The organism is Massilia sp. P2_C2 (genome assembly GCF_056404615.1).
This window is the reverse complement of sequence record NZ_JBFUDR010000345.1, coordinates 1-5849: the sequence shown is the minus strand read 5'-3', so window position 1 is coordinate 5849 and position 5849 is coordinate 1. Positions and strand designations below refer to the sequence as shown.

The 5849-nt window shown below is 65.6% G+C and carries 7 protein-coding genes; all 7 read right to left on the bottom strand.

Going from position 1 to position 5849, the window contains the following annotated elements; genetic code table 11:
- On the bottom strand, positions 1-224 hold a 224-nt coding region (locus AC1DYX_RS26640), incomplete at its 3' end, for a helix-turn-helix domain-containing protein (protein ID WP_477264490.1).
- A gap of 112 nt (positions 225-336) precedes the next feature.
- Complete coding sequence (locus AC1DYX_RS26635) at positions 337-2613, bottom strand: TonB-dependent receptor (RefSeq protein WP_477264488.1); 2277 nt, start codon at positions 2611-2613, stop codon at positions 337-339.
- A gap of 7 nt (positions 2614-2620) precedes the next feature.
- Positions 2621-3118: a YcnI family copper-binding membrane protein gene (locus AC1DYX_RS26630; protein ID WP_477264486.1), complete on the bottom strand. Its 498-nt coding sequence runs from the start codon at positions 3116-3118 to the stop codon at positions 2621-2623.
- 8 nt (positions 3119-3126) lie between these two features.
- The gene (locus AC1DYX_RS26625; protein ID WP_477264484.1) at positions 3127-3570 is read right to left on the bottom strand and encodes a copper chaperone PCu(A)C; all 444 of its coding nucleotides are present in this window, start codon (positions 3568-3570) and stop codon (positions 3127-3129) included.
- A gap of 50 nt (positions 3571-3620) precedes the next feature.
- On the bottom strand, positions 3621-4013 hold the full coding sequence (locus AC1DYX_RS26620) for a DUF2946 domain-containing protein (protein WP_477264482.1): 393 nt from the start codon (positions 4011-4013) through the stop codon (positions 3621-3623).
- Positions 4014-4103: 90 nt separating this feature from the next.
- A complete protein-coding gene (locus AC1DYX_RS26615) occupies positions 4104-4646 on the bottom strand; it encodes a YaeQ family protein (RefSeq protein WP_477264480.1) in 543 nt (180 codons plus the stop codon).
- 25 nt (positions 4647-4671) lie between these two features.
- Positions 4672-5538: a formyltetrahydrofolate deformylase gene (gene purU, locus AC1DYX_RS26610; protein ID WP_477264478.1), complete on the bottom strand. Its 867-nt coding sequence runs from the start codon at positions 5536-5538 to the stop codon at positions 4672-4674.
- Positions 5539-5849: the final 311 nt, after the last annotated feature.

Sequence of the window (5849 nt, the reverse complement as noted above, 5' to 3'; positions counted from 1 at the left end):
TTGCCCCGACGCCGGGAAATCATCCCGCTCTGGCCCTCTTGTTCAAAACGCTTTTGCAGACGGCGTACCTGACGTGTCGTCAGCCCCAGGCGCTGTGCCGCAATGACCGCCGTGATCTCGCCCCTGACACTGGCGGCGATGATTTCGGCGCGCTCCAACTCCTCCATCGTAATGCTCCCGRCTTTGCCCACACTCGACYCCAAACCATTCAGAATCGACAGCATGAGCTATCTAGCAAAAGCGGACATTTCTACTTTGCTAGAAGCGGACATTACAACTTTGCCCTAACAGGGTGGGCACCCCGTGCCCACGCGTAACGCCAACATGTCGCAAGCGTTACAGGTCCCACCGAAGCTCGGCCACCACGGTCCGCTGCGTGTATGGATGAAACGCCCAATACTTGCGGTCGTTGAGGTTGTCCACGCCCACCGCCGCGCTCCACTGCCGGTTGAACCGATACCGCACCCGCGCATCGAACACGAGGTAATCGGAGACGCCCATGTAGGCATTCCCGTTCGGATCGCTGTTGTCCAGCGTGGAATACTGCCGGCCGCTGTAGCGCCCCCCGAGCGTGGCCGTCCAGCGGTCGTTCGCCTTCCACGTCGCCAGCATCGTCGCGCGCCAGCGCGGCACGCGAGGTTGCCACTTGCCCACGCTCGCCGGGAAGCCCGCGTTCTCCGAGATGATGGAACCGGCATACGTGAGGCTGGCCGTCAGCCCGAGTCCTGGCACCCCGACGTCGTCCGCCTGCGCCGACATTTCAAGGCCGTTGGTGCGGATGCGCCCCACGTTCTGCACCGTGTTCACCGTCGCCCCGCCGGAGACGAGCAGCGGCTGCGAATACAGGGCGTCGCGCGTCATCTCGCGAAACAGCGTGACCCGCAACGCGCCCGTCGGGCCCATCGTCTCGGCCGTCAGCTCGCTCGTCCACGACTTTTCCGCCTTCAGGTCCGGGTTGCTGTTGACGATGACTTTGTCGACGATAGAACCCTGGAACAGCTCGGCCGCCGTCGGATTGCGCACGGCGCGGCCCGTCGAAGCCTTGAGAGTCCAGTCCGGATTCACGCGCCACGACAGCGCGGCCTTCGGCGACCACGCCGTCTCGCTGCGGGGTGGGAACGGCGCGGCCAGCACGGCGTTCGACAGTGCGCCGCCATAGGCCTGCCACCGCTCGAACCGGGCACCCAGCGTGGCGCGCCAGTCGTCGCCGATGCGCCAGTTGTCCTGCACGTACAGGCTTTCCAGTCCCGTGTTGCCGTTGAAGACGGAGACCTGTTTGCCGTCGCCCGCGTGCAGCCAGTCCGTGGCGCTGCCGAACACGCGGGTGCGCAGATGTGCGTGGTCGGACTGCAGGCCGAATTCGACCGTGTGCCCGGTCAGCGGTCCGCCATCCGGCCGCCAGATGCCCTTCAGCGCCAGGGTAGTCCAGCCGCTGCCGCGCATGTCCGTGACCTGGCCGGCGCCGTTCGTGTCCGCATTGGCGACGAGCACGGTCGGCGTGCGCACGAGGTCGCGCGCATAGTCGTACAGGCTGGCCGCGATCTCCCAGTCGAACGTGTCGCGGCTGTGATGTTTCAGCGAGAGGCCGTGCATCACGTGTTCCAGCGACGCGCGGCTGGGCGCGAAATCGGAGGCCTTGATGTCGTAGCTGCGGCCGTCGATGTTCACGCGAGTGGCGGTATACACTGCGTCGCCGGCCGCGTCGCGCAGGTACGACTCGGACACGCGCCGCGCGTCATTCTGCCACCAGCCGAGCGTGTAGCTGGCGCGCAGCTTCGGGGTGATGTCCCACGCGAGCTTCAGTTTCGCGTGGTCCTGCACGGTATGCGTCTGGTTCGTCGCGCCGATCAGCCACCAGTCGCGGTTGGACGGATTGCGGCCGGCCACGGCACCCGTCACGGGAATGCCGCCGCCGTCCGGCACGCCGGTCGACAACAGTTTGTTGGCGAATGCGATGGGTTGCGCATCACTCTCCAGCCGGGACACGTCGACCCACCACGACCATGCGCCGCTGCGGTCTCCGAGCGACGCGCTGCCCTGCCAGCCGTCGTAGCGGTCGTCCGTGCGGTACAGTTTGAAGCCCTGCGAGTAGCCGGACAGTTTGACGTGGGCTTCGCGCCGCGTCGGCATGCGGGTCTGGAAGTCGACGACGGCACCGACGGCATTGCCCGGATAGGCGGCCGCAAACGGACCGTACAGCACGTCGACGCGTTCGATTTCCTCGGGCGTGACGAGGCCCCAGCGCGGCGTATAGGTGGCACCGTTGCCGAGCAGGTTGGAGAGCAGGATGCCGTCCGCGTACACGAGCGAGCGCGCGCTGTTGCCCGTGCCGGACGCGCGGCTCGCGAGCACGGCGTGGTCGTAGTCGCCCGCGTAGCGCTTGCGCACGTTCAGGCTGGGCAGGTATTTCAGCGCATCCTCGCTGTCGACCGCGTTGATGCGCTCTTCCACCTGGGCGCCCGTAATGCCCTCGATGGTCGTCGGGATCTGCGCCGGCAGCGACGTCGGGCGCCCCGTCACGATCACGGTGTCGAGGTGCGTGTCGTCCGCATGGGCGTGCGCGCTCACGCACGCCAGCACCGCGAGCGCAAGGCGATGTCGTTGGTATCGCATGCGCACCTCAGTGATGGTGCATAGTCATCGCGGCGGGCGTCACTTCCAGCACCGGCGCGGGCGTCTTCGATGCGGGCGCGACGTCGGCCCAGTCCACGCGGCCCTTCTCGCACTGCTGGCCGACCTTGAACACATAGGTGCCCGTGGCGTCCGGCAGCTTGGCCTGCAAGGTGAATTCGTCGTAGTACGCATCCGGCAGCGGGCCGCCGCGCCAGCTAATCTCGCGCACGGCGCTCGCGATCGTCTTGCCGTGCTGCTGCAGCGGCGTGGCCAGCTTGCCTTCGACGAGGTTGATGGTCCAGCCGGGCTTGGGCATGGGCTTCGCCGTGACCCCGTCCGGCAGTTGCACCGTGATGCCCGTGGTGGCGCTGCCGTCGCAGCCGTGGCCGACCTTGAAGACGAGCGTCTGGTAAGCGCCGGCCGGTGCGCTGGCCGGGGCGATGGTGATATGGGCGTGCGCCAGCGGTGCCGCGAACAGGGCGGCGATCCAGTAAGCTTTCATCATGTCCCCCTTCAGTGAGCGGCGGTATAGGTCAGCGGCTTGACCGGCACCTGCACGGTGACGTTCTCGCGCTTTTTATCTGCCCCGAGGAACACGAGGGTCAGCGGCACCTGCTCGCCTTCCTTCAGCTGCTGCTTCAGGTCGAACAGCATGACGTGGTAGCCGCCGGCCGACAGGTTGACGGGCTGGCCCGCCTGCAGGTCGATGCCGTCGACCTTTTGCATGCGCATGGTCTGGCCCTGCATGTCCATCTGGTGGATCTCGGCCCGCCCCGCGACCGGGGACTGCACGTCGACGAGGCGCGTGGCCTTGGGCGAACGCAGCTGCATGAAGGCGCCGGCCGTCTTCTGGGCCGGGACGGTGGCGCGGATCCACGGGTCGGTGACGGCGACCTGGGCGCATGCGGCAGTGGTGAAAAGGCTGGCCGCGGCCAGCACGAGGAATTTGCGATACATGGCTTTACCTGACAAGAAAAATGGATGAATGGTGCACACGCACCGAAACGTCAGGCAAAGACGGGAGGGCCGCGCGGCACGGCCGCGAGCCAGACGGCCAGCGGACGGGGCGCGTGGTGGAACAGGAAAGGCCGGGGTTCCGACCCGTCCACGAGCGCCGGCAGCGGATGCACGGGCGGCGGCAGGCCGTGGCTGCCCGCGTGGACCAGGCAATAGCCGCAATCGGCCAACGCGCCCATGCCGGCGTGCCGCTCGTCCTGCATGAGCAGCGCGGCCGCAGCGGCGAACGGCGCGCCGCCATCGACGCTGCAGACGTCGACCGGGATCGCCGGCCGGCTCGCGGCCAGCGCATGCGACACCGTCGGCGCGAGCGCATTCAGCAGCACGGCGAACAGTGCCAGCCATACGAAACGCAGACGGCGGGTGATCGAACGAATCGGCATGGTCCGATTATAGCGGCGTACGCACGGCCCGGCGCACACCTGGCCTGGGACAAATTGTCCAGCCAGGAAGCTGCCTTCGCCGCTCGACCATCAGCGCTCGGCCAGCAGCGTCTCGCGCTCGACCTGCACGGTACGCTCGCCATCCGTCAGCCACACCTGGCCGTCCTGGATCGTGCATTGCAGTTGCATCGAGCGCTGGGCCATCTGCTCCAGCTGGGCGCTGGTTTCCGCCGGAATATTGATGATGGAGATCTTGCGGGTGCGTTCGAGCTTGCTGGCCAGGCCCTTGAACCAGATGTTGCTCGTCGCGCTGTAGCTGTACACGATCACGTGTTCGGCGCGACCGGCGGCCTTCATGAGGCGGCGTTCGTCGGGCTGGCCGACCTCGATCCAGAGGTCGATGGCGCCGGTGAGGTCCTTGAGCCACAGCGCGGGCTCTTCGACGTCGAACAGGTCCTTGCCATACGCGAGCGCCGGGTCGGCGTGCAGGGCGAAGGCGAGCAGGCGGATCATCACCCGCTCGTCGGTTTCCGAAGGATGCCGCGCGATCGTGAGCGCGTGCTCCTGGTAGTAGTTGCGGTCCATGTCCGCAATGCTCAGGTCTGCCTTGTAGATAGTTGCTTTCAGGGCCATTCCGTGTTGCCTATGCCTTTATTGTTTAGCTGAACACGACAGTCTTGTCGCCGTTCAGCAGGATACGGTGTTCCACGAACCACTTGACCGCGCGGGCCAGCACGACGCTCTCGACGTCGCGGCCGATGGCCGTCAGCTGCTCCGCGCGCATGGCGTGGTCGACGCGCTCGACGTCCTGCTCGATGATCGGGCCTTCGTCCAGGTCGCCCGTGACGAAGTGGGCAGTGGCACCGATCAGCTTGACGCCGCGCCGGTGCGCCTGCGCATATGGACGCGCGCCCTTGAAGCTGGGCAGGAACGAATGGTGGATATTGATCGCCCTGCCCTTCAGGGCTTCGCACAGGCCCGGCGACAGGATTTGCATGTAGCGCGCCAGCACGACCAGGTCGATCCGGTGGGTGTCGAGCAATTCGATGATGCGCGCCTCCTGGGCGAGCTTGGCCGATTCGCTGGCACCGGCCTCGAGCGGCAAGTGGTGGAACGGGATATTGTAACTGGCCGCGAGCTGGTAGAAGTCCATGTGGTTCGACACGATGGCCGGAATCTCGACCGGCAGCAGGCCGCTGCGGTAGCGGAACAGCAGGTCGTTCAGGCAGTGGCCGATTTTGGAGACCATGATCAGCACGCGCGGCTTGCGTTTGGCGTCGTGCAACGCACCGGTGGCGCCCAGGTCCCCGCACAGCGAACCGAAGCCGGCGCGCAGCAATTCGTCGGATATGGCATCGTCTTCCAGCGCGAAGTGCACGCGCATGAAGAACAGCTTCGATTCCGGATCGCCGAACTGGGCCGAGTCGATGATGTTACAGCCGTGTTCGGCCAAAAAGCCCGAGACGCGCAGCACGATGCCGCGGTGGTCCAGGCAGGACAAGGTCAAGATATATTCTGGATACATTGCTAACGAATCAGAATGGTTGAGGTAGTAAGCCCGGCCATTGTCGCATGGATTGCCAACCCGGCATTTTTTACAACACCACGAAGGAGAATGAAATGGACGCCTCCCACCTTTACGAGCGGAATGACGAACGGCAAGAAGGGAGCGGGGGATAGCGGAAGGGGTGGACCCTCGCGGGCCGACGGCGTCAAAAGCGCCTAAAGTGAAAGTGTCGAGACTTTCGAGGCTAACCGGAGGATCCACATCATGAATGCTACTCGCAAAACGACGGTCGGTGTCGATACGGCCAAAAGCGTATTTCAGGTCTATAC

Excerpts from the sequence above, each read along its gene's own strand:
- purU (WP_477264478.1), bottom strand. The coding sequence starts at position 5,538 with ATGTATCCAGAATATATCTTGACCTTGTCCTGCCTGGACCACCGCGGC.
- AC1DYX_RS26615 (WP_477264480.1), bottom strand. The coding sequence starts at position 4,646 with ATGGCCCTGAAAGCAACTATCTACAAGGCAGACCTGAGCATTGCGGAC.
- AC1DYX_RS26625 (WP_477264484.1), bottom strand. The coding sequence starts at position 3,570 with ATGTATCGCAAATTCCTCGTGCTGGCCGCGGCCAGCCTTTTCACCACT.
- AC1DYX_RS26630 (WP_477264486.1), bottom strand. The coding sequence starts at position 3,118 with ATGATGAAAGCTTACTGGATCGCCGCCCTGTTCGCGGCACCGCTGGCG.
- AC1DYX_RS26635 (WP_477264488.1), bottom strand. The coding sequence starts at position 2,613 with ATGCGATACCAACGACATCGCCTTGCGCTCGCGGTGCTGGCGTGCGTG.
- AC1DYX_RS26620 (WP_477264482.1), bottom strand. The coding sequence starts at position 4,013 with ATGCCGATTCGTTCGATCACCCGCCGTCTGCGTTTCGTATGGCTGGCA.